The following is a 24,238-nucleotide window of genomic DNA, read 5'->3' as shown; positions in this document are numbered from 1 at the left end:
CATCGATGACCAGTGAGACCCGCATGTGGTCTGCGAATGTCATATCCTGCACGTTTGCGTGAATGAAGTGTCAATGACTGTGGCTAAGTACATGTTTGTGCCTCCCTTGCACGGCAGGTAGATACATATCGCCAACATAAACACGGTTCGGCGCGCTGGCGCTAAATTTACGGGCCTAGCAAATCCGGCATGACACGGTGGCCAGGCTGACGCCTAGTGGTGGTACATCGGCGCCGCTTGGTAAAGCCCTTGAAGGCCCATGGCTTTCATAATTCGTGCGACTTTCTTGTGATTAACCGGGGTAAACGCCGTGTCCTCCTTAAGGCTCGCAGCGATGCGTTTAGCGCCGTAAAGACCATGTTCATCATCAAAGATGGTTGTGATTCTCGCACCAATAACGGCATCGGAATACATCTTTAACCTGCGCTTTTTACGGGTGCTCACCCATGTATAAAACGAGGAACGATTCAGCTTCAACACGTGGCACATCCGCTTAACCGAGTACTCGGTTCGGTGGTCATAGCCACACTGGAAGCAGAAGGACCTGACCCCCATTCGGTGGACACCTGATATCCAACCCAGTCGAGCTGGGAAGAAAGGTAATCTACCACCATGTCCAGGTACTGAGAACAGTTCAAACGCGATGGTGTGGCCCTCTATGAAAACAATGAGGACCTCTCGCTGAACGCAGCATCAGCCGAGCTCGGAATCAACCGAGCCTCGCTACATTCATGGGTCAAAAAGTACGGCACCGGCAAACGTGCCCGCATAAAAGCAGTGCATGATAAAGCCCAAGCGGCGAATGATTCTGCGCGAATCCGACAGCTGGAAAAGGAAGTCTCTAAGCTGCGCGAAGAACGTGACATCCTGCGTAAGGCCGCGAAGTATTTTGCTTAAAGCAACTCACAGGGAGTTCTGCTTCCAGTTTGTCTATGACCACCGAACCGAGTACTCGGTTAAGCGGATGTGCCACGTGTTGAAGCTGAATCGTTCCTCGTTTTATACATGGGTGAGCACCCGTAAAAAGCGCAGGTTAAAGATGTATTCCGACGGTCTTATTGGTGCAAGAATCACAACCATCTTCGATGATGAACATGGTCTTTACGGTGCTAAACGCATCGCGGCAAGCCTCAAGGAAGACCTGGTGTATACCCCGGTCAATCACAAGAAAGTTGCACGAATCATGAAAACCATGGGACTTCAAGGCTTTAGCAAACGGCGTCGATGCATTACTACCAGGCGTCAGCCTGGCCACCGTGTCATGCCGGATTTGCTAGGCCCGTAAATTTAGCGCCAGCGCGCCGAACCGTGTTTATGTTGGCGATATGTATCTACCTGCCGTGCAAGGGAGGCACAAACATGTACTTAGCCACAGTCATTGACACTTCATTCACGCAAACGTGCAGGATATGACATTCGCAGACCACATGCGGGTCTCACTGGTCATCGATGCTCTATCCCGCGCACATGGTGTGCGTGGCAGTCTTGACGGGGCCATTTTTCATTGACGATCACGGCAGTGTGTATACCTCGCAAACCTTCAGAAATTACTGCTCGTCGTTGGGTGTGCGCCAGTCTATGACAGCGGTAGGAACGAGTGCTGATAGAAGCCCTAGCGGAATCGTTTAACGCCTCGCTCAAGCGGGAAGTCTTGCGTGATAGGAAGATCTTTGACGATCCGATGACCTGCCGGCAGGAAGTCTTCCGGTGGTGCATGCGCTACAACACGCGAAGACGGCACTCCTGGTGCAACCTTGTAGCCCCTGATGTCTTTGAAGCCGAGACTTCGGCTACGTGGACCAAAGCAGCATAGCTAGCCCCCGATGTGTCCACTTTTCGGGGGTCGGGCCCGAACTCCCTGTGAGTTGCTTTAAGAAAAATATTTGGCAGCCTTACGCAGAATATCGCGTTCTTCGCGCAGCTTCGCGTTTTCCTTTCTCTCACTGGCGGATGCGTCTCACGATTCATTCGCCGCTTGGGCTTTATCCTGCACGGCTTTAATGCGCGCACGCTTTCCGGTGCCGTACTTGGTGACCCATGAATGTAGCGAGGCACGGTTGATTCCGAGCTCTACTGATGCTGAGTTCAGCGAGAGGTCCTCATTGTTTTCATAGAGGGCCACGGCATCGCGTTTGAACTGTTCGGAGTACCTGGACATGGTGGTAGATTACCTTTCTTCCCAACTCGACTGGGTTGGATATCAGGTGTCCACCAAATGGGGGTCAGGTCCTCAGGGCTCGCCCCCCGAAAAGTGGACACATCGAGGGTCGGGCTCCAAAATCGACGGCAACAGCGACATCAAGAACTATGCCGACCACCTCTGCAAAGAGGCTGGCGCGGCGATTCTTACCTGGATTATGGAGGGCGCGCGCCTCATCTACGCCGAGGACTATCACCTGACACCACCGGCACGGGTGGTGGCTGCATCGAGTGCATATCGGGAGGAGAATAACTGGTTCGCCCAGTTCCTCGACGCCCACTGCGCCGTCGACGAGCACCTGTCTGAGCGTGCCAGGGACCTGTATCAGACTTATCGCACGTGGGCGATGTCCACCTCAGGGTGGGCGCGTCCCATGGTTGATTTCAACGCCACCGTCGAACATCACGGCTTCATTCGCAAAAAGACGATGCACAATATGTCCGTCCACGGTTTGGCCTTGAAGAACGAGTTTGACAACTAAGCCAGATGGACCTTACGCACCCGTACAACCGCCCTCCATTAATAGACAACTAATTTCCCAGTCTAACTAATGGGGAGCGGCTTACAGTGGCACGGGCTCAGTGTATTGCCGGCCCACCTGCTGTTTTTACTATTTTGCCGAAGATACAGATCTATTGCATCTATCGCAGAGCACTAACGAAAGGCTTCTGATCTTCAACAGCACGGCGAACCATATCTCGATGTGACTCCCCTTTGTGCTCAATGACTTCTACCTGGGTACCGTCCCCATCGGCCAGTTTTCCTGCCGAGTCTGAGATGATGTCGTAGTTAATCACTTCATCATCTTCACTAATGAAAATTTTCACTGGTGTAGAAGGTTTCATATTAATCATTGAATTTGCGTTGAGGTGATCAACGAGCGAGTCTAGGTTCGCACCCGGGGCAAATACATCCTTGCCCGGAATTGTATTCTCCTCCTTTAAAGCGGTAAGACACTTTTCAGAGGCTTGTTCCATGAGCTTCCTGCCACTATCACTGAGGAGATCTTCAGCCTTTATCTCCGAGTTGAAGTTCATTGCTCCACGAATCACGTATGCACTGTATGCTACGCTTTTCTCATCAGCATCAGAGATGAGGTTCTTAGCAAGATCCGCAGCTTCCTTACCGCCAGGAATTTGTGTATCACCCGGAGCGATAGCAAACGTCTCCTGGAGCCCCGATGGGACATCAGCTGCAGAGGCTGCAGAAACAGCAGCGAATCCCCCTTGGCTCCACCCTGAGTTGTACCATGTATCAGCAAAAGAAAACTCCGAGCGGGTGGCACGGACCATCTCATTGACGGCTGAAGCCAGGGAGTGTCGATCCATATATGTACCAGAACCTACCGTTCCGAGACCTTCATAGTCTGGTTGAATGACAGCAAACCCCTTATCCAACCAAGTCTGAAGATAGCTCTGAGCGACAAGCTGCAGCGCCTCACGATCTGGATGCGTTGCATCCGCTTCCGAGGGCGCACACTTCTTTGCCAACCCAGTCGTCCCATGCGCCCAGCTCAGTACAGGCCACCCCTTTTCGGGCTCAGTCCCTTTCGGCAGGGTGACCAAACCTGTTGACAGGATAGGCTGACCATAAGCGTTTTTTGCACCGTAACTGACTTTATAGCTCTTAGCACCTTTCGGCACTGAGATTATTTCATCCGCAGTTACTTCTTCTATCTCGACAATCTTGCCTACAAGGTCTTTCTCTACGCCCACCTTGCTGGCTACTACGCTTTCTTTTTCGCCCATATCCATCACTTCCTCAGTCGAATTTATCTCTTGCGCATTGTTGCCATCATCGCGAGAGCAAGAAGACAACATGAGCATGCTTACTGACACTGATAATCCTAGGGCAAGTATTTCCCTTCGCATAAGCTTCCAATCTAAGCAGGATAGAATCTTGTTACTATTATAGATTAATCCTGCCTTGGAAAGTGGGTGTGCCGGGGTCGGGCCCATCCTCATTGTTCTCACAGAGGGCCACAGCATCGCGTGTGAACTGTTCTCAGTACCCGGACATGGTGGTAGATTACCAATCTTGCTAAACCGACTGGGCTGGATATCAGGTGCCCACCAATTGGGGACAGTTCACACTCGAACACATATAGGGTGTGGGCGCCTAGGGGGCATCGCCAAGCGGCAGCTCTCCGTCAAAACAGGAACAACCCCGCCTCCGAGCATGTTCTCAATGCTGTGGGAGGTGGGGCTGGAGGTTCTTAAGAGCGAATACTAGTTAACTCGGCCGGTTTCCTTGCGGTACTGGCGGTAGTAGCGGCGTCCGTAGTGAATGGAAGCGGCGGCGGTGATAGCAATAACAATCAAGGAGATGATTCCGATGGCGATAGTCAGGCCGTAGTTGCCCTCACCTGCGGTCCCCAGCGGGGTGTCCCAAACGCCGAGACCCCAGACGAAGGTGCCCACCGCTGGCAGGCAGGACAAGATAAGACCCATGCCGATCCACGTAGAGGTACGAAGAAGGGCAGAGTGAGGAGCTGCGAAGGATACCGGGTCATAGCCTTCGATATAGTTGTCCTGAATCTTGCCGGAGAACTCCGGATACGTTTCGCTCTGGTAGTCAGCAACTACGTGGGTGTTATCGCTCATGGCGGAGTCTTTCTGTCTTTCTCTTGTTCCTAGTATTCCTACCGAATAACTCTAGCTTAGTCATCCTTGCCACGGAAAGCAGCGCGTGCACGTTCACGGGTGACGGCAGACACTGCGGTCAGCGGGACGCCAGCCGGGCAGACATCGGCGCACTCACCGTAGAGGGAGCAGTGGCCAAAGTTTGATTCCAAATCAGCAACCATGTTGCGGGCACGGCTGCCGCGCTCTTCCTTACCCAACGGCATCATGGATAGGTGAACCAGCTTGGCACCGGTGAACAGGTGTGCCGCACCATTCGGGCAAGCAGCGACGCAGGCACCGCAACCAATGCAGGCGGCGTGGTCCAACGAGTACTCGGCGGTCTCGTGATTGATATGCATGGTATCGGCATCCGGTGCAGTGCCGGCATCCATGGATACGTAACCGCCCTGCTCCATCACGTGGTCCAGTGCGGAGCGGTCTACCACCATATCCTTGATGACGGGGTAAGCAGCAGAGCGGAAGGGCTCCAGCTGAATGGTGTCACCATCGTTAAAGTTGAACAGGCGCTGCTGGCAGGCAGGGGTGTTCTGCCCCGGGCCGTGGGGGCGGCCGTTGACGGTCACACCACAAGTACCGCAGATGCCTTCGCGGCAGTCAGAGGCGAAAGCGAAAGGCTCTTCGCCGCGCTCAACGTAACCTTCATTGACGTGGTCCAATAGCTCCAGAATGGACATCTGCTCCGAGGCATCCTCCACCTGGACGGTTTCGAATTTACCTTCCTGGGTGGGTCCGGCTTGACGCCAGATCTCAAGTGTCAATTTCATTACTTGTAGTTCCTTGTCATCAGCGGGATCGAGTCAAAGTACAGGGGTTCTGCGTGGCGGATGAACTCGTTCTTGTTCTCGCCCGGCTCCCAGGCGGAAACGAAGCACCAATTTTCGTCGTCACGCTCGGCTTCACCTTCCTCAGAAAGGTGATCTTCGCGGAAGTGAGCGCCGCAAGACTCATCGCGGTCGAGGGCGTCAATGCACATGAGTTCACCCAGGTCCAGGTAATCGGCAACGCGCAGGCCATATTCCAGGACTTGGTTCATGTCATTCGCTTCACCAGGAATGCGAACGTTCTTCCAGAAATCATCGCGCAGATTTCGGATTTTCTCGATGGTGTCTTTCAGGTCCTCAACGTTACGGGACACACCGCAGCCGAAGTACAACAGGTCCCCCAGCTGGCGGTGGTAGTGGGACGGACCGTGCGGGTCATCGCCGCTGACCTGCATCAGCTTATCGATGCGCTCTTGGGCTTGCTTGACAGCCTCCTGTGCCTCTGCAGAATCTTCGGCCAGCTTATCCTCGTTGAGGTGGTCTGCCAAATAGTTCGGAATGGTAAACGGCAAAGTGAACCAGCCGTCGACAGAAGCCGAAAGCAAGGAGTTAGCACCCAGACGGTTAGCACCGTGGTAGGTCCAAGAGCATTCACCTGCGGCAAAGAGACCATCGATGGAGGTCATTTCATTGAAGTCGGTCCACAGTCCACCCATGGTGAAGTGACAGGTAGGAGCGATGCGCATTGGGGTCTCGTAGGCGGACTCACCAATAGCCTCTTCATACATCTGAATGAGGTTGGAGTAGCGCTCGCGGATCTTGTCCTTGCCCAACCGCTGGATTGCATCGCGGAAGTCAAGGTAGACCGAGTTGTGCAACGGTCCAACGCCCAAGCCCTTGTTGATTTGCTGGGAAATTGCACGGGAGGCAACGTCACGGGGAACCAAGTTGCCGAAGGCCGGGTAGCGGCGCTCCAAAAAGTAATCGCGCTCGTCCTCCGGGATGGTATTCGGGTCACGGTCATCGCCCTCTTCCTTGGGGGACCAAATGCGACCATCGTTACGCAAGGACTCCGACATCAAAATGGTCTTAGACTGCCAGTCGGAGTTAACCGGCAAGCCCGTCGGGTGAAACTGCACGAACGCCGGGGAAGCCAAGTAAGCGCCTTTATCATAAGCGCGCATCATGGCGCTGGCGTTCGAGTTCTTTGCCAGGGTAGACATGTGGTAGACGTTGCCGTAACCACCGGTCCCCAGGATGACAGCGTGGCCAGTGAAAGCCTTGAGTTCACCGGTAATCAGGTTGCGGGTGACAATACCACCTGCACGCTTCTTGCCGTTGTCCTCATAGGTGATGATGTCCTGCATATCGTTATGGGCAAAAAGCTCCACATTGCCCAGTCCGATCTGCCGGTACAGTGCCGAAGTCGTGGACAGCTGCAACTGCTGACCTGTTTGGCCACGGGTGTAGTAGGTTCGGGAAACCTGCACACCACCGAAGGAACGGGTAGCCAAGGTGCCGCCGTACTCACGGGCGAACGGAGCACCAATGGCGTTCATGTGGTCGATAACGCGAACGGATTCCTTAGCCAGGCGCCAGCAGTCAGACTCGCGGCAGCGGTAGTCGCCGCCCTTCACGGTGTCCTTGGTGTGGCGGTAGGCGGAGTCGTTGTCCACCTTCTTGGCGCGGGAGGCGTTGACGCCACCCTGCGCAGCAATGGAGTGCGCGCGGCGCGGGGAGTCATGGTAGGTAAAGACCTTAACGCCGTAGCCCAATTCCCCGAGGGCTGCCGCAGCAGCACCCGCGGCCAAGCCGGTACCTACAACGAGCACCTCGAACTTGCGGCGATTTAGTGGAGAGACCAAGTTCATGTGGTCAACGTGGTGGGACCACATATCCTTCATCGGCACGCCGTGCGGTTCCTGGGATTCCAAGATATTGCCAGCGGAGACGCCCTCAACGATGGACTTTGGGTGCGAGAAGTTGGGGTGTTCACGCTTGAGTTCAGTAGTAGTCATGGATTCCTATCTCCTTTAGCTGACCAAGCCCAGGGCAACGGACAAAGGCATAACGATGTTGCCAATGCAGACAACGGCCGGGATGACATACGCCAAGACCAAGAAGGTCTGACGCCATTTTGCACCCGTGATACCCAGGTCAGATGCAGCAAGGCGGATACCGTGGGTCAGGTGCAGGAAGAGGCAGCACATTGCCAGCACATAGAAGATGGTGACCGGCCAACGACTGAAGGTTTCGATCATATTGGCCTTAACAGCGCCTTCAACGAAGGCTTCTGGGGCAATCGGCTGTACGCCCATAGTGAGGTCTAGCAGGTGGAAGATGATGAAGAGCAGCAGCACTACACCGGTAACCAGCATGGACTTGGTGGCGAAGGAATCCAGGCCACCCATCAGGTTGGTGCGCTTGAACTTGCCGCGGGATGCCTTAGAGCGGGACACCAGGGTGAAGGCACCGTAGATGTGGGCAAGGATCGCCGCAATCATCACGATGCGGATAATCCACAGGGCTGAGCCATGCGGGAGCAGCGGTTCACCCATCGAGCGCAGGAACTCGCCGTACACATCCAGGGCGGGCTCACCGTCGTGTGCGGGCATGTACAGCTTCAGGTTACCGGCCATGTGACCAACCACGAAAAGCGCAAAGACCAAACCGGTGACGGCCATGATGAGCTTCAGTACCCACGATGGCGTTCTGGGCTTCTGACGAATTGGTTCATTAGTGATGTGGCCGTGAGCGATTGCCTCACGGTCCGGATTTCTTACAGTCATGACACCTCCATAGTCGTACTTACCTTAACCGGGCTTAACCGCTGGTTACTAGTTATTTTCGAGCGGTCATTTGCTCCGGGTTCGCAGGCGCGACTAGGCGGTGAGATCTTTTAGGTAAGGGTATCCTGAAAATAAAAATGCGAAAACGCTGTCACCTTGGGCAGCTTCATTTTCGCAATACTGGTGTTTCATATTTGCACCCCTAACTGTGAGGTTTAACACTCCATTGTGTGCAAGTGATTGGTCCACCCCTTAATGTGTCAAACTTTCGCATGAAACCCCACAAACCGCCTGTCCATATAGCAAAGAGTCTTCACAAGATTTTCGTCATAAAGATGCACATCCGCGGTTCCTACTAGTACTCTTTGCCGCATGAGTAAGACGTATGTGGGTTCTCGCCTTCGCCAGCTTCGCCGGGAACGCGATCTCAGCCAAGCCTCCCTAGCTGAGACCCTCGGCCTTTCTGCCAGTTACGTCAACCAGATTGAACACGATGTCCGTCCGCTCACCGTACCGGTCTTGCTGCGCATTACCGAGGCCTTTGGTGTTGATGCCACCTTTTTCTCCCGCGACGACGATTCCCGCCTCCTCGCGGAGATTCAGGACGTCATTCAGGACAAGGAACTGTGTCCCTCCCCCGTGGAACTCCAGGAATTATCGGAGCTGGTCTATAACCACCCCACCGTAGCGCGCACGCTCGTGGACGTACACCGGCGCTACCGCAATGTACGCGATAAGCTGTCGCTGGCTACGGATACGAGGAGGGCATCGGAAAGCGCCGCTGGCTTATCCATGCCGCACGATGAGGTGCGCGACTTCTTTTATGCTCGGCAAAATTACCTGGACGGGTTGGACCATCACGCTGAGACGCTGGCCGTTAAGCTCGGGGTCACCCAATTTGGTATTCGCGATATCGAACAGGCGCTGGCACACCACTTGCGCGAGGAACACGGCGTAGAAATCCAGCTAACAGCACAGATGGATGGCACCCTGCACCGCTTTGACTGCCAAAGCGGGCAGTTCACGCTCGCCTCGCGCCTGAGCGAAGGCCAACGCGCCTTCCGCATGGCTGCCGAGCTTGGACTGCTCGAAGCCCAGGACCAGATTTCCGCGCTCGTAGCCGATGAACCCTTTACTTCTGATGCTTCCCGCAGCCTGGCCAAACGCGGCTTGGCCAGTTATTTCGCTGCCGCCACGCTCATGCCGTATGCCTTGATGCACAGCGAGGCCGAGCGAACCGGCTACGACGTGGAATACCTGTGCCAAGTCTTCGGCGTGGGATATGAAACGGTAGCCTCTCGCCTGTCTACCCTGCAGCGCGATAAGCTGCGCGGCATTCCGTTTACCTTCGTTCGCGTGGATCGCGCTGGCAATATGTCCAAGCGGCAATCAGCCACCGGTGTGCACTTTTCCAATAACGGTGGCACCTGCCCACTGTGGAATGTTTACGAGACCTTTAGCCGCCCGGGAGTGATTTCGCGCCAGCTCGCGCAGATGCCCGATGGGCGCAACTACTTGTGGATTTCCCGCGCGGTGCAGCACCACCAAGGGCGCTACGGCGATACCAATAAGCTTTTCGCGATTGGCCTGGGGTGCGAGGCCCGCCACGCCGATCGCACAGTTTATGCGGCAGGCCTCGACCTCACCAATCTCCACGCCACCATGCCCATAGGTCCAGGTTGTCGCACCTGCGCCCGCGAAAACTGCTCGCAGCGCGCTTTTCCACCCATTAATGAGGCTATCAATATCGATATCCACCGCTCGGCGGTCGCACCTTATTAGCGGGCGCGAAGTCAGTTAGCCGCGCACGGTCTGTAGGCCCTGCGCAAGTTTATGCATCGTGGAGGATGCGTGGGGCGATGCGCACTGTGTATAAAGAGAAACGGCACCGCGGTACTCTTTTCCGGAGAACACTGCGATGCCGTTATGGCGTTAGAGAGCTGGCGCCCGTCTTGTTTAAAGGTTGATCATGTGCCCACCGATGCCCTCGGCGGCTTCCTTCATGGCCTCAGACAAAGTCGGATGCGTATGTACGTTACGGCCAATTTCCTCAGCGGTCAGGTCGAAACGCTGAGCCAAGGTCAGCTCGGGCAAGAGCTCCGAAACATTAGAGCCCACCATGTGTCCACCGATGAGTTCTCCGAACTCGCCATCAGCAATTAGCTTGACAAAGCCGGCGGTCTCATTCAGGCCGGCTGCCTTACCGTTTGCGGAGAAGGGGAAGGTAGCAACCTTGATATCCTTGTCCGGGAACTTCTCCTTGGCTGCCTCTTCGGTGTAGCCGAAGGATGCGACCTGCGGGTTGCAGAAGGTAGCGCGCGGCATGTTGTTGTAATCACCCAAGAGCTGGGTTTCTGCACCAGCGATGGTTTCTGCCGCTACCACACCCTGTGCCTCTGCCACGTGGGCCAGTTGCAGCTTCGCGGTAACGTCACCGATGGCGTAAATATGGTCAACGCTGGTACGCATCCGGTCATCGATGTTGATGGCGCCGCGCTCGGTGAGTTCAACGCCGGTGTTTTCAAGGCCAAAGCCCTCAACGCGCGGGGCGAAGCCGATGGAAATCATGGCGCGGTCCACAGTCAGGGTGTCCTGCTTAGAACCATCCTTGGATTCCACCTCAACGGTGACATCGTCGCCATTGTCTTTCACAGAGGTGGTCTTGTAACCGGTCAGGAGCGTAACGCCTAGCTTCTTGTACTGCTTGGCAATTTCCTTGGATACGTCCTTGTCCTCATTTGGCAAGACGCGGTCCATGAACTCCACGATGGTTACGTCCACGCCGTAGTTGGCCAGCACATAGGCAAATTCCATGCCGATGGCTCCGGCACCCACGATAACCATGGATTTCGGTGCTTCATCGTTGAGGATTTGCTCTTCATAGGAGACAATATTGCCGCCGAGCTCAACGCCAGGCAGGGACTTGACTACAGAACCAGTAGCGATGATGCAGTCATCGAAGGTAACGGTCTTACCCTCATCATCGCCCTCAGTGATCTCAATGGTCTTATCATCCTTAAAGGACCCCAGACCGTTGATCTCGGTGATTTTGTTCTTCTTCATCAAGTAGTGAACGCCCTTGACGATGCCCGAAGAAACCTTGCGGGAACGCTTATGGGCCGCACCGAAATCAAAGGAAACATCACCGGAGATGCCAAAGTCCTTGGCCTCGTGGTTAAAGGTATGGGCAACCTCTGCATTCTTCAGCAGCGCTTTGGAGGGAATACAGCCTACATTGAGGCAGACTCCACCCCAGTACTGCTTTTCAATAACAGCGACTTTCTTTCCAAGCTGAGCTGCGCGGATGGCGGCAACGTAGCCGCCAGGGCCCGCACCGAGTACTACTACGTCATAATGTTCGTTAGTCACGCCCTACAGGATACGTAACTTTGTCCTCATTGTCGCGTAGTTGCTCACCCTAGGGGGCACCCCACCCCAAACTGCGGTGGAAAGAAAGGGACCTTTATAGGGGGAGGCATCGGCAAGCAGCGCATGCGGACCCAAGTAATCCTGGAGTTAAATAATTCCCAAGGATACTAGCAGCTTGGAATATGCATCCAATGAAGAGTGGACGAATGGCCCGATGAATTCGTTGAAGGATACGAGGGTGGAATCGAAAACGTTCATTGATGTTCTTTCTGTTGATAGGGGTGCAGTAGACATTCGCACTGCACAGCTTTTTACACAAAAAGCAACAACGCAGCTGATACTGCTACCAACCGCGCCACACCGTGCTTCATGAGGCAATTATGGCATAGACACTTCGGATCTTACAGCGCTAGTTGCAATTTGCCGCAGTAAAGTTAATGAAAGTATTTCTACCCCCACTACTCCCCCAACATCAGCCAAAGCCTTTACCAGCATGGGTTTGATGGGTAGTTCTATATATAAGAATACTGAACATACTTCCCAAGATGCCGATCTCTTGCGGCCGAAGTATAGTTACCGAGTCCACTCCCTACAGGAAAGAAGCACCATGAAGCGTCTCAATTCTGTCCTCGCGGCAGCCACAGTTTGCGCAGGCTTGGCTTATGCCCCCGCGGCAGGTGCCGCCGAGCTGACCCCACAACAGGTGGCGGGCGATGCCGCACAGTCCACGATTTCCCCACTGGAACCTACCCCGGAAATCCAAAGTAAGTCCTGGTACAAGAAATACAAAGACGATGCGCGCGTTGAAAAGCTCGAGGCAACCTCGCCGGCAATGAACGGGCGCAAGATTCCTCTGGCCGTCATCCGGGCCCAGAATGAGAACCGCCCGACCTTGTATTTGCTTAATGGTGCCGGTGGAGCAGAACAGGACATGGACTGGCTGAAGCTTTCTGATGCCGTTGACTTCTACCACGAAAAGGACATCAACGTCGTCGTCCCGCAGGCGGGCGCTTTCTCCTACTACACCGACTGGATCTCCGAGCCGAATTCGAGGTACCTGCAGGGACCACAGAAGTGGGAGACATTCCTGACCAAGGAGCTGCCGGGCGCCATTGAGAAGCACCTTAACGCCGATAACCATCGCGCGATTGCCGGCATGTCCATGTCCGCTACCTCTTCCCTGCTGTTAGCCCAGCACAACCAGGGATTCTACGATGCAGTGGGCTCTTTCGCTGGATGTGCCGCTACCGCCTACCCGCTGGAGCGCCAAGGCATAAAGCTCACCGTCAACCGCGGTGGCGCTAGCGTGGAACAGATGTGGGGTCCGTACGGCTCCGAAACTAACCGTTACAACGACGCCCTGATGAACGCAGAAAAGCTGCGCGGTACCGAGCTGTACATTTCCTCGGGGTCCGGTTTAGCCAGCGCGGAAGATACATTTTCCTACCTCCAATCCAAGGGCTTGAACCCGCGCCAGGCAGCGCTAGGCTCCGCCAACCTGCAGATTGAGGGCGGCCTCATCGAGGCTGGGGTGAGCTACTGCACCCACAACCTCAAGGCCAAGCTTGATCAGGTCGGCGTTCCAGCCACCTACAACTTCCGCAATACCGGAACCCACTCGTGGCCGAACTGGATTCAGGATCTGAAGGATTCGTGGCCAGTATTCGAGCGGGCCTTCAATAGCTAAATTTAGGCTCTGTCTCACAGGCGGTAGGATCGCACCATTATGAAAACGCTTCCTACCGCTTTTTCGCGATCGCACACTGATCCTTATACCGGCGTGGACTTCAACCTCGGTTTTAAAGTCACCCACTACAGGTTGGACTTAAACTACCGCGTGGAGCCTAACCTGCTCCACGGCGAGGCCATTTTAAGTGTGCATGCGGTAGAGAACCTGACTTCCTTAACCCTGGACCTTGGCGGGGCGATGGTGGCCCGGCGCGTGACCGCCAAACATGCCCCGCGGGTGACCAAGTTCCACCAATCTTCTGGGAAACTGCGCCTGCGTTTTACAGAAGAAATCGCTGCCGATACCAAGTTTGAACTGCATATTCGCTATGGCGGCAGCCCCCGCCCCATCCGCACCACGTGGGGCGAAATCGGCTGGGAGGAAACTGAATCCGGCGCATTGGTGGCTAGCCAACCCAATGGTGCACCCAGCTGGTTCCCTTGCGATGACACGCTTTCAGAAAAGGCCCTGTACGACATCATCATCACCGCAGATAGCCCTTTTACCGTCATCTCCAATGGAGAATTGGTCTCCCGCAAAGCCAGCGGATCGACCACCCAGTGGCACTACCGCACGCGCCACCCCATGGCCACATATTTGGCAACGGTGCAGGTGGGCGAGTTTTCTTCTTATTCTTTAGGGCCTAATACCCAGGCGTGGGCACCAGCGTTCTTGCGCGATCGGGTGCGGGAGGAATTTTCTCAGCAACAAGAGATGGTGGATTTTTTCTCTTCGATCTACGGTCCTTATCCGTTTCCCACATATCAGGTCGTCATCACCGAGGATGAGCTTGAGATTCCTCTCGAGGCCCAGGGACTGTCCATTTTTGGTTCCAACCATGTGAAAGGCGATCACGCCTTCGAGAGGCTCATTGCGCACGAGCTATCCCACCAATGGTTTGGCAATTCCGTTGGGCTTTCTGAGTGGAAAGATATCTGGCTCAATGAAGGTTTTGCCTGCTACAGCGAATGGCTATGGGGTGAGCACAAGGGAGCTGTGTCCGCGCGCCGGGCGGCACGCTCGCATTACCATGTGCTGACGCGCAAGCGCCAAGACATTCAGATTTCTGATCCGGGGGCGCGCGACATGTTCGATGACCGCGTGTACAAGCGTGGCGCCCTCGCAGTGCACGCCATTCACCGGCTGCTTGGCGATGCCTTCTTCCCCACCCTCTCCTCCTACCTCACCCAGCATCAGCACTCCGTGGTCCAGTCCGGCGATCTCCTCTCGGCTTTCCGGAAGGCCGCGCCAGACGCTGCTCTTTTCGATACAACTGTTACCGCCTGGCTCGATGAGACCGCGTTACCTCAGTTTCCGGACTAGTGGGTTTGGCCGCTGATGGACGTGGTTTTCCTTGCGCTAAAGTCTGTTCGAGTGGGGAATATATAGTCTATTGACCAATTCCTTTCTTTCTGTTGCGCTGGTATTTTATCCGGTTATAATAGAACATGAAATCGAATAAGAGAGGAGGGGGTCATGGAAACTACCAAGCATACGGAAATCAGTACAGCTATTTCAGATGTGGCCGCGGGGCTTACGCGCCTGCGCAACCTTATGCAGAATCCGGACGATCTCTCCTTCGAATTGCTCCATCCCCACTTCGAACATCTAGAGCGGGCGCTGGGCAATAAATCCACTATCGATGCTGCCTTTGCCTTTATTGCAGAGCGCGATGATGCCGGCAGGAGGGTCGGCTCCTCTAAGGCCAAGGACTACCTAGTTGCCCGCCTCGGACTCACGGAATCCGAGGCCGCCGCCCGCCTACGCAATGGCAAGAACCTGTTCGCACCCATCGAGGATCCAGGACCTACTCCTCTGCCAGAAGATGGCAAGCCAGACGCGGCCGCGCAAAAGAAAGCCGAGGAGGAAGCGCGCCGCCGCGCCGAACGTGAGCGCCGCGCGGAAGAACAGCGCCGCAAGCAGCTCCTCGAGGAAGACCCCATCCCGGAGCGCATTCTCAACCTCATCGAACGGGAGCTGCGCAACCTCAATAAATTCGCGGTTCCTGGGCCGCGGGAGCTGCGCAATAAGGCTTTAGAGCAAGCTAAAAGCCGCTCCTACGAATCCCTGCGCGATTGGCTCCGGCAGGCTATCCGCAAGGCGAATAGGCATGCCCTCGACCCCTCCGGGAAGCGCGATCCGCACGCCGCCACCCGTAAGCGCCGCTTCAGCATTTCCCACCAAGATGCAGACGGTGGGGTGCATATCTCCGGCTACCTCGATGCTTCCGCCGCCGCGATCTTGGCCAGCACTTTTGCCCCCGCCAAGAATAAGGGCAGCGAGAGTCTGAGCCCCAAAGACGATACCCGCACCTATGCCCAGCGCATGGCGGATCAGTTGACCGCGGCACTTGGCAGCTATTTGTCCGCAGGTCAAAAGAAATCGGACGGCCTCGGTTCTTTCTTCGTCGCCACCACCCTTGAAGAGTTACAAGCGATGAGCAGCGACACCCGCTTCACCACGAGCGTGGGAATCGACCTATCTCCGCTTGATCTTCTCCGCCTGGGTGCTGCGCAGCACGACTTTTTCTGCGCAGTCGATGACAAGGGCTTTCCGCTAGAACTTGGCCGCACCAAGCGCACCGCTTCACTGTGGCAAAAGCTTGCGCTTGCCGCCAATGAAATCGTGTGCACCCATCCAGACTGCAACCGCCCGTGGCAAGACTGCGATGTCCACCACCTGCAGGCTTGGTCACATGGTGGAGCCACCGACCTCCGGAACCTGACGCTTTTATGCCGCCGACACCACGTGGATAATAACGATAACCGCGATGGCCGCAATGGCATGGGTCATGCGGAACGAGACCCGGAAACGGGTCGGGTAGGCTACCGCTCGGCACATACCGGCGGGCTTTCTCCCTTAGTGGATCTCAATGACTCCCCCGCTGCAGGACAAGCCCCGGCGCGCAAACTCACCGGCCGATTTGCTCAGCCTCATGCGCCGGTGGATTCACCGCCGGGTTCCCCTGGCGATTCCCCAGCCAATTCGCAGCAGGTTGCGGCGCAGGATTCTCCACCCACGCCGACCGAGCCGCCTGAGTCATCCGGGCCACCTGCTCAGCCTCCCCGACATCCCCGGCCAACTCCGCCGCCGCGCGATGCAGCGTAAGCGTGCCCTACTATCCATGCTCTACCTCGCCTGCAGACCGTACGATCGTATCGTGCGGCCTAAAAGTACGTATCCAAGCCTTTTGGGGCTGGCCACGCGCAGCAGATTGACGAACTGCCCTAGACTGGGGACTCATGCACACCATGCTCGTTACCGGCGGCGTCGGCTTCATCGGCACCAATTTCGTGCGCCTCATGACCAAGGTTCGCCCAGATACCCGCATCATCGTCTTGGATAAGCTGACCTATGCTGGCAACCGGGACAACCTGGCGGGGCTCGATGTGGAATTAGTTCAGGGTGATATCGCGGATGCGGCGACGGTGAATCCGCTCGTCGCCAAGGCGGATATCGTCGTGCACTTCGCCGCCGAGTCCCATAATGATAATTCACTACGGAATCCCTCCCCGTTCATCCGCACCAACGTTGTGGGTACCTACATTCTTCTAGAGGCGTGCCGGGCTTACGATGTCCGTTTTCACCACGTTTCTACCGATGAGGTGTTCGGAGACTTAGAAATTGGGGCAGACACCAAGTTTACGGAAGAGACTGCCTATGCGCCGTCCAGCCCCTATTCGGCCACCAAGGCGAGCTCCGATCACCTCGTGCGTGCATGGATCCGATCCTTCGGCCTGCGCGCCACCATTTCTAATTGTTCAAATAATTACGGACCTTACCAGCACATCGAAAAGTTCATCCCGCGCCAAATTACCAATATCCTCTCTGGGTATGCTCCCAAGCTCTACGGCACGGGTAAGCAGGTGCGAGACTGGATCCACGTCGATGATCACAACACAGCGGTGCTGAAAATCATCGAAGAGGGCAGGATTGGTGAAACGTATAATATCGGCGCTGACCAGCCGGACATCGATAATAAGCGCATCATCGAGGTGATTTGCGAAATCATGGGACATACCCAGGATGGCCGAGCCATGTACGAGCATGTAGCAGACCGTCCCGGCCACGACCAACGCTATGCCATGGACGCTACCAAGCTACGCCGCGAATTAGATTGGCGCCCCCGCTATACCGATATCCGGGCGGGCTTGGAAGATACCATCGCTTGGTATCGCGATAACGACACCCAGTGGCGCTGCCAAAAGGAATCTGTAGAGGCCCGTTATAAAGAGCAAGGACAGTAATTATGCAGGTACACACCACCGCCATTAAAGGGCTATGCATTATTGATTTAGATGTACACGGAGATAACCGTGGCTGGTTCAAAGAAAACTGGCAGCGCGATAAACTCGTCAAGGCCGCGCCAGAGCTGGCTTCGTTCCAACCTGTGCAGAATAATATTTCTCATAATCGCACCGGTGCCACGCGCGGGCTGCACGCGGAGCCTTGGGACAAGCTCGTCTCAGTCGCGCACGGTAAAATTTTTGGCGCCTGGTGTGATCTGCGGGAAGGTTCTGCAACCTTCGGGGAAATCGTCACCCATGAAGTGGGGCCAGAGACCGCCGTCTTTGTACCGCGCGGAGTAGCCAATGGGTTCCAAGCTCTTGAGGAAACTTCCTACTCTTACTTAGTTAACGAACACTGGTCCCCCGATGCGCTCTATTCTGGAACCAATCTCGACGCTGTGGAGTGGCCCCTCGAACCACGTGAGGTATCAGAAAAAGACAGGCACCTGCCGCCGCTCGCAGACGTAGTTCCCATGCCACCCCGCAAAATCCTCGTTACCGGTGCGAATGGTCAGCTCGGCCGGGCGCTAAAGCGGGTTCTCAAGAATGGCGAGTTCTGTACCCATGCAGAGTTCGACATCACTCATCCCCCGCAGCGCCGGTGGAAACAATACGAAGCCATCATTAACTGCGCCGCCTATAACGATGTCAATGGCGCTGAGAACGATCGCGCCGCCGCCTGGGCCGTGAACGCCGCAGCGCCAGCCAAACTCGCCCGCATCGCTGCCGAAAACCAGTTGACCTTCGTACATATATCCAGCGACTATATCTTCGACGGATCCAAGCAGCTGCACACAGAAGACGAAATCCCCTCGCCCCTTTCCACCTACGGGGCGTCAAAAGCCGCTGGCGAAATCGCCGCACAAACCGCACCGCAGCATTATGTCGTGCGCACCTCGTGGGTATTTGGAGACGGCCAAAATTTCATCAGCACCATGCGTCGCCTCGCCGAAGCGGATAAGGAGCCAAAAGTCATTTATGACCAGCGCGGGCGCCCGACTTTCGCGGAGGATTTAGCTAAGGGCATCGCTCATCTCCTGCGCATCCGGCCTGAGTATGGAATTTATAATATCTCCAACTCCGGCGATACCGTCGGGCGCGATGAGATGGCGATGTCCGTATTCATCGGCCTGGGCCACGACCCAGCAGAGGTCACGCCGGTAAGCACCGAACAGTATCGGGAAATCGCCGGCCCCGAAGCACCACGGCCTAAAGAATCGACGCTTTCCCTAGATAAAATCGAAGCCACGGGGTTTTCCCCACCGAATTGGCGGGCTGCCCTCGCCTTGTATCTCGCGCTGTATCCTAGCGACTCCAGCGCCTCTCCCCGCACTAGCGATCCCCACGACCCCAGCGCCGTAGTAAACGCCAGGGCTAACGAGGAGTAGCGATGAAAGGCATTATCCTTGCCGGCGGATCCGGAACGCGGCTTTATCCTATTACTAAGGGCATCTCTAAGCAGCTCATGCCCATCTATGACAAGCCGATGATCTATTACCCGTTAACTACGCTCATCCAAGCGGGCATCCGGGAGATCCTCATCATTACGACCCCCGAGGACGCCGGGGCCTTTCAAAGGCTCTTCGGGGATGGATCACAACTCGGGCTGATGATCGATTACGCCGTTCAGCCCCGCCCCGAGGGATTGGCGCAGGCCTTTTTAATCGGAGAGGACTTCATTGGTGATGACAGCGTCGCGCTGGTCCTCGGCGATAATATCTTTCATGGATTCGGCGGGGAGCTAAGCCAGTGCCGCGATCCCGAAGGCGGCATCATTTTCGCCTATGAGGTATCAGATCCGCAGCGCTACGGCGTCGTTGAATTCGATGAGGCGGGCCACGCGCTCAGTATTGAAGAAAAGCCGGTGGAGCCGCGGTCTAATCATGCCGTCGTCGGGCTATATTTCTACGATAATTCGGTTATCGATATCGCTAAGTCCATCACGCCTAGCGATCGCGGGGAGCTCGAGATTACCTCCATCAACGAGGCCTATCTGCGCCGCGGCGCGCTGAGCGTACAACGCCTTCATCGCGGTAGTGTTTGGCTAGATACCGGCACCGTCGATTCGATGAGCGAGGCCGCCGCTTACGTAGAGGTGATTCAGAAGAGGACGGGCATCGTCATCGGTTCCCCCGAGGTGGCGGCCTATGAAGCCGGATTCATTTCCCAGGCGGAGCTCAAGACGCTAGCCCAGCCCCTCCTCAAATCCGGCTACGGGGAGTACTTGCGCGATTTTTAGTAGCCGCGCTCGATGTACTCGTCGATGCGCGCGGCTTCCGCGCCCACCGTCGTGGCATCGCCGTGGCCTGGCAAGACCTTGGTGTCATCCGGCAGACTGAATACGACGTTGCGCAGAGATTCGATGATGACATCGAAGTCCGAGTACTTGCGCCCCGTCGCGCCCGGGCCGCCGTTGAACAGGGTATCGCCGGACAGCAAAGTGCCAGCGACGTAGAGCACAACGCAGCCCGGCGAGTGGCCCGGGGTGTGGTAGACGGTGATTTTCTCACCGTTAATGTCGAACTGGCCGTTATCGGCTAGGGCAATGTAATGGGCATCACCATTGGTCTCTTTCCACAGCATGTCATCGTCCGGGTGCATGTAGACATCCGTATCGAAGCGCTCCGCTGCCTCCGGCGCGAGCTCGCAGTGATCGTTGTGGCCATGAGTCAAGATGATGCCCTCAACCTTGCGGTCGCCCACCAGCTCCGCCACGGCATCGAGGTCGTGTGAAGGGTCGACGATGTAGACACGAGAGGCATCGCCCAGCACGTAGACGTTATTGTCCACGTCCCATTCGCCGCCGTCCAAGCGGAACTTTCCAGAGGTTACCGTGCTTTCAATCTGCATTAAATTTCCACCACCGAACGCAATACCTTGCCGTCCTTCATAGTTTGGAAGGCAGACTCGACATCGTCAAGCGCGATGCGTTCAGAAACGAATTTATCCAGCGGGAAATTGCCGGCCTTGTGCAGGACAACGTATGCGGGGAAGTCGCGCTCCGGCAGGCAATCGCCGTACCAAGCCGGCTTGATGGAACCGCCACGACCATAGAGATCGATGGCCGGAATGTCTACGTGGTCGGTCAAATTAGGCACGCCCACCATCACCATGCGGCCAGCGTGATCGCGGGAGTAGAAGGCCTGGCGCCACGTCGCCTGGATGCCCACCGCATCAATGGAGACGTCCGTGCCGAAACCGCCCGTGAGATCGCGTACCGCATCGATGACCTCCTGCTCCGACATGCCCTGCGAGCAAATCGTATCAGTCGCACCGAACTCGCGTGCGTTCGTCAGCTTGGACTCGTCGATGTCTACGGCGATGATCTTCGCCGCGCCCGCCAACTTCGCACCGGCAACGGCAGCTACGCCAACTCCGCCGCAGCCGAAGATGGCCACGGACTCGCCCGACTGGATATCGCCGGTATTGACAGAAGCGCCCAGGCCAGCCATGATGCCGCAGCCCAGCAGACCCGCCGCAGCAGGGTCCATGTCATCGACCTTAGTGCACTGCCCCTCGTGGACCAGGGTCTTTTCCGCGAAGGAACCAATGCCCAGCGCAGGCGTCAGTTCGGTGCCGTCCTCCAAGGTCATGGCCTTGGAAGCATTGTGGGTATTGAAGCAGTACTTGGGCTCGCCCTTTTTGCAAGCGCGGCACTCGCCGCACACTGCGCGCCAGTTCAGGACAACGAAATCGCCCTCCTCCACGTGGGTGACTGCAGAACCTATGGTCTCCACCACACCTGCCGCCTCGTGGCCCAGCAGGAAAGGGAAGGCATCCTCGATGTCGCCATCGCGATAAGCCAAGTCAGTATGGCATACGCCACAGGCCTGCACTCGCACGATAACATCTTTGGGGCCGGGATCTGGAACGACGATATTTACGGTCTCAACTTCCGCGCCCTTAGAGCGGGCAATAACAGCTTTTACAGTCATGCCTTCCAACCATACCTACATTTTCAATATCACCAATTTATTGAAAATGATTACTATAAAGGCGTTTTCCGTCGGCCCTGAATGTAGCCTTCCTAAAGAAGAAGGCAGTCTTCACGTCATCTAACTTACGCCTAGATCGGTCACTCTAGTAACATTTAACAGATGGAAGAAACACCATCCGTGCTTTTAACGATAGTGATGGTGATTCAATTTTGTTAACCTAAGCTTTTTGAGGTTTCCCGTTTCATGAAATTTTCTGATATTACCTTCCAAGCCTCCGCGCTCAGCCAGTTCGTCCCAGCGCTTTTTAAAGCAGGGATTGTCACCCATCAGGGTGGCGTCAAAGGGCAGCTCAAACTCCTGCCCAACCTTGCGCGCTACCGCTTTACCACGGCCCGCGAAATCGAACAGGCCTATTTAACCTGCCCTGATCGCCTCGCGCTTATTGATGACGACGGCACCCTCACCTACCGCCAGCTACGCTCCCATACTCAGAATTTTGCCCGTTACCTGCAGTCTTTACAGCTGCCAGAAATCCGGCTCGGCGTCATGGCCCGCAACGGCCGCGGCATCATTATCCCGCTCGGTGCCAAGGGTTACGTCGGAGCCGGGATCTACCTGCTCAATGTCGGTTCCTCCCCAGAACAGCTGGCCGGATGCATCGAAGAAAATGGCATTAACGTCCTCGTCATCGATGATGAATTCATCGACCGCGTCCATCCCGACCTCGATATCCCCATCATCATCGGCCACGATACTGGGGCAAGCGATCTCCCAAAGCTCGACAAGATCGTCAAAAATCCCCTCGATGTCGCACTACCGGCCTTTCCCAAACACGGCCCCATCGTGCTGATGTCCTCCGGTACCACCGGCATCCCCAAGGGCATCGTGCGTCCCGAGCCGACGTTGCCGGTCGTGTTCGCTTCCATCGTGGATACTATCCCGTGGCGCGCCGATCAGCGCGTGCATATGACAACCTCTATCTTCCACACCTGGGGCTGGGGCTGCATTAATATCGCTTTTGGCCTGCGCAATACCGTCGTCACCCGCCGCGTTTTTGAGCCGGAGCAGGTGCTGGATGATGTCCAGCGCTACCGCCTCGACGGCATGATTTCCTCACCCATCTTTTTCAAACGCATGGTGGATCTCGATCCCGAGGGCACCTTCGATACCTCCAGCCTGATCTTCATCGCCTCTGCCGGCAATGCGCTTACCCCGCAAGTGGTCAAGGACACCAATGCGCGCTTCGGCCCCATCCTGTGCAACGTCTACGGTTCCACGGAGCTCGCCCTCGCCTCGACGGCCACAATGGAACAGGTCGCAGAAAACCCAGATGTAGTGGGCAAGGTAGCTAATGGCACGAAGCTGCGCATCCTCGATAAGGAGGGCCGCCCCGTTCCCCACGGCGAGGTGGGCGAAATCTACCTCTTCAACTCCACTGCCATGACCGGCTTTACCAACCCTAAGCTCAAGCTCAATCGGGTCGATGGGTTGTTGTCGATCGGTGATCTCGGGTACATCGACAAGCAGGGCTTCCTTCACGTCGTAGGCCGAGCCGATGACATGATCATCGTGGGCGGCGAGAATGTCCATCCCCAATCTGTGACAGAGGTGCTCGAGGCCATGCCCGGCATCGATGAGGTGTACGCAACTGGCGTGGAGGATAGCGAGACCTTCAGCCGCATCGCTGTGTGGGCCGTGCCTACTGACGATGCCGCCGGCCGCGATCTCACCGCCGATGCCATCCGCACTTGGGTACACGATAAGCTCGCCGAGCACTCCGTGCCCCGCGACGTACACTTCCTGTCCAAGCTGCCGCGCAATGCCACCGGCAAGGTGGTTCCGCGCCTGCTTAAGCACGGCGACTAAGTTTTTCAACGCCCCACCACATCGGTGGGGTAAAAATCACGGCAATAAGCCAATAAATCAACCAAAAGCTGCCGTTTAGCCCTACCACCGCGATGCCAACTATAAGGATCGCAGCCGTCACCGCACTGGCATATACGCATTTTCTTAAATTATTATCGGACTGATGCCCAGATCCGGTTTTCGACCTCCCGCTGAGTTTCCGATCTACTGCGCGTATGATATCGCCGCCAAATACCAGCGAAAAAGCGATATAAAAAGCTGCGAAACCGTGCATAAATCCCGCTTCGCCGTCACTATGCATGGTGAAAAATGAGAAAATCAGCAGGACTATGTCAATGATTGGCGTAGCGATAAAAAATGCCAGTCCGATTCCTGGGGCTTTAACGATGTATCGGAAAACAACGCCAAGCATAAGGCACGCCCAAAAGAGAATTTCTGCTGCGACGGTAGCAATAAGCATTACACTGCCCCCTCCCCTATCCAGGTGATATAGCCTGGTTCTATTGTAGTACAGCTCATTTTAAGGAAGGAACCCCACGTACAACAATGGAGCCGCCTGCGAGAATCGAACTCGCGACCTTTTCATTACGAGTGAAATGCTCTACCGACTGAGCTAAGGCGGCGCGCTGCTTAAGCAGCACTGGCGATTCTA

19 protein-coding genes, 1 tRNA gene and 2 pseudogenes are annotated in these 24,238 nt (G+C 55.9%); 10 read left to right on the top strand and 12 right to left on the bottom strand.

Annotated elements, in window-relative coordinates:
* Positions 1-213: 213 nt before the first annotated feature.
* Positions 214-480, bottom strand: coding sequence for an IS3 family transposase (locus D9V82_RS04980; RefSeq protein ID WP_167449734.1), 267 nt, complete (start codon positions 478-480; stop codon positions 214-216).
* 168 nt (positions 481-648) lie between these two features.
* Here D9V82_RS04980 and D9V82_RS12395 point away from each other — a divergent pair.
* Positions 649-1,813, top strand: a pseudogene (locus D9V82_RS12395) (IS3 family transposase).
* Positions 1,814-2,010: 197 nt separating this feature from the next.
* Here D9V82_RS12395 and D9V82_RS04970 read toward each other — a convergent pair.
* Positions 2,011-2,158, bottom strand: a pseudogene (locus tag D9V82_RS04970) (transposase); the annotation flags it as partial.
* Here D9V82_RS04970 and D9V82_RS04965 point away from each other — a divergent pair.
* Positions 2,157-2,681, top strand: a complete 525-nt coding sequence (locus D9V82_RS04965) for a hypothetical protein (RefSeq protein ID WP_234457961.1) — start codon at positions 2,157-2,159, stop codon at positions 2,679-2,681. The pseudogene D9V82_RS04970 and the gene D9V82_RS04965 overlap by 2 nt on opposite strands.
* A 160-nt stretch (positions 2,682-2,841) precedes the next feature.
* On the opposite strand, the gene D9V82_RS04960 is transcribed toward D9V82_RS04965, so the two are convergent.
* The 5 genes from D9V82_RS04960 to D9V82_RS04940 form a co-directional block, all read right to left on the bottom strand.
* Positions 2,842-4,026: an alpha/beta hydrolase gene (locus tag D9V82_RS04960; RefSeq protein ID WP_167449731.1), complete on the bottom strand. Its 1,185-nt coding sequence runs from the start codon at positions 4,024-4,026 to the stop codon at positions 2,842-2,844.
* Positions 4,027-4,428: 402 nt separating this feature from the next.
* The gene (locus D9V82_RS04955; protein WP_121911322.1) at positions 4,429-4,803 is read right to left on the bottom strand and encodes a hypothetical protein; all 375 of its coding nucleotides are present in this window, start codon (positions 4,801-4,803) and stop codon (positions 4,429-4,431) included.
* 56 nt (positions 4,804-4,859) lie between these two features.
* On the bottom strand, positions 4,860-5,609 hold the full coding sequence (locus tag D9V82_RS04950; protein WP_121911321.1) for a succinate dehydrogenase/fumarate reductase iron-sulfur subunit: 750 nt from the start codon (positions 5,607-5,609) through the stop codon (positions 4,860-4,862).
* The gene (locus tag D9V82_RS04945; RefSeq protein ID WP_121911320.1) at positions 5,609-7,624 is read right to left on the bottom strand and encodes a fumarate reductase/succinate dehydrogenase flavoprotein subunit; all 2,016 of its coding nucleotides are present in this window, start codon (positions 7,622-7,624) and stop codon (positions 5,609-5,611) included. Before D9V82_RS04945 ends, D9V82_RS04950 begins: the two co-directional genes overlap by 1 nt.
* A gap of 15 nt (positions 7,625-7,639) precedes the next feature.
* Positions 7,640-8,395, bottom strand: a complete 756-nt coding sequence (locus tag D9V82_RS04940; RefSeq protein WP_121911319.1) for a succinate dehydrogenase cytochrome b subunit — start codon at positions 8,393-8,395, stop codon at positions 7,640-7,642.
* Positions 8,396-8,767: 372 nt separating this feature from the next.
* Here D9V82_RS04940 and ramB point away from each other — a divergent pair, with 372 nt between their 5' ends.
* A complete protein-coding gene (ramB, locus tag D9V82_RS04935) occupies positions 8,768-10,177 on the top strand; it encodes an acetate metabolism transcriptional regulator RamB (protein ID WP_121911318.1) in 1,410 nt (469 codons plus the stop codon).
* Positions 10,178-10,351: 174 nt separating this feature from the next.
* Here the strand turns inward: ramB and lpdA are convergent, their stop codons facing one another.
* The gene (gene lpdA, locus D9V82_RS04930) at positions 10,352-11,764 is read right to left on the bottom strand and encodes a dihydrolipoyl dehydrogenase (protein ID WP_121911317.1); all 1,413 of its coding nucleotides are present in this window, start codon (positions 11,762-11,764) and stop codon (positions 10,352-10,354) included.
* A 607-nt stretch (positions 11,765-12,371) separates the two neighbouring features.
* On the opposite strand from lpdA, the gene D9V82_RS04925 reads away from it, so the two are divergent.
* The 6 genes from D9V82_RS04925 to rfbA all read left to right on the top strand — a co-directional run bounded on the left by D9V82_RS04925 (position 12,372) and on the right by rfbA (position 20,021).
* The gene (locus D9V82_RS04925) at positions 12,372-13,451 is read left to right on the top strand and encodes an alpha/beta hydrolase (protein WP_121911316.1); all 1,080 of its coding nucleotides are present in this window, start codon (positions 12,372-12,374) and stop codon (positions 13,449-13,451) included.
* Between the two features lie 39 nt (positions 13,452-13,490).
* Positions 13,491-14,816 (top strand): M1 family metallopeptidase, encoded by a 1,326-nt coding sequence (locus tag D9V82_RS04920; RefSeq protein WP_121911315.1) that lies wholly within the window; start codon positions 13,491-13,493, stop codon positions 14,814-14,816.
* Between the two features lie 153 nt (positions 14,817-14,969).
* Positions 14,970-16,601, top strand: coding sequence for an HNH endonuclease signature motif containing protein (locus D9V82_RS04915; protein ID WP_234457831.1), 1,632 nt, complete (start codon positions 14,970-14,972; stop codon positions 16,599-16,601).
* Between the two features lie 143 nt (positions 16,602-16,744).
* Positions 16,745-17,740, top strand: coding sequence for a dTDP-glucose 4,6-dehydratase (gene rfbB / locus D9V82_RS04910; RefSeq protein WP_183122432.1), 996 nt, complete (start codon positions 16,745-16,747; stop codon positions 17,738-17,740).
* A 2-nt stretch (positions 17,741-17,742) separates the two neighbouring features.
* Positions 17,743-19,170 (top strand): dTDP-4-dehydrorhamnose reductase, encoded by a 1,428-nt coding sequence (gene rfbD / locus D9V82_RS04905; RefSeq protein WP_234457830.1) that lies wholly within the window; start codon positions 17,743-17,745, stop codon positions 19,168-19,170.
* Positions 19,171-19,172: 2 nt separating this feature from the next.
* The gene (gene rfbA, locus D9V82_RS04900; RefSeq protein WP_121911311.1) at positions 19,173-20,021 is read left to right on the top strand and encodes a glucose-1-phosphate thymidylyltransferase RfbA; all 849 of its coding nucleotides are present in this window, start codon (positions 19,173-19,175) and stop codon (positions 20,019-20,021) included.
* Here rfbA and D9V82_RS04895 read toward each other — a convergent pair.
* Both D9V82_RS04895 and D9V82_RS04890 read right to left on the bottom strand, forming a co-directional pair.
* Complete coding sequence (locus D9V82_RS04895) at positions 20,018-20,632, bottom strand: MBL fold metallo-hydrolase (protein ID WP_121911309.1); 615 nt, start codon at positions 20,630-20,632, stop codon at positions 20,018-20,020. The two genes, rfbA and D9V82_RS04895, sit on opposite strands and share 4 nt — an antisense overlap.
* Positions 20,632-21,717 carry an S-(hydroxymethyl)mycothiol dehydrogenase gene (locus D9V82_RS04890; RefSeq protein WP_121911307.1) on the bottom strand — a complete coding sequence of 362 codons (1,086 nt, stop codon included), beginning with the start codon at positions 21,715-21,717 and terminating at the stop codon, positions 20,632-20,634. Before D9V82_RS04890 ends, D9V82_RS04895 begins: the two co-directional genes overlap by 1 nt.
* Before the next feature lie 246 nt (positions 21,718-21,963).
* On the opposite strand from D9V82_RS04890, the gene D9V82_RS04885 reads away from it, so the two are divergent.
* Positions 21,964-23,586 carry an AMP-binding protein gene (locus D9V82_RS04885; RefSeq protein WP_121911305.1) on the top strand — a complete coding sequence of 541 codons (1,623 nt, stop codon included), beginning with the start codon at positions 21,964-21,966 and terminating at the stop codon, positions 23,584-23,586.
* On the opposite strand, the gene D9V82_RS04880 is transcribed toward D9V82_RS04885, so the two are convergent.
* Positions 23,570-24,046 carry a hypothetical protein gene (locus D9V82_RS04880; RefSeq protein ID WP_121911303.1) on the bottom strand — a complete coding sequence of 159 codons (477 nt, stop codon included), beginning with the start codon at positions 24,044-24,046 and terminating at the stop codon, positions 23,570-23,572. The genes D9V82_RS04885 and D9V82_RS04880 overlap by 17 nt on opposite strands.
* Positions 24,047-24,133: 87 nt before the next feature.
* Positions 24,134-24,209: transfer RNA gene (locus D9V82_RS04875), tRNA-Thr, on the bottom strand.
* Between the last annotated feature and the right edge of the window lie 29 nt (positions 24,210-24,238).

Source organism: Corynebacterium macginleyi (genome assembly GCF_003688935.1).
Taxonomy (GTDB): Bacteria; Actinomycetota; Actinomycetes; order Mycobacteriales; family Mycobacteriaceae; genus Corynebacterium; species Corynebacterium macginleyi.
This window is presented reverse-complemented; position numbering and strand designations above follow the sequence as displayed.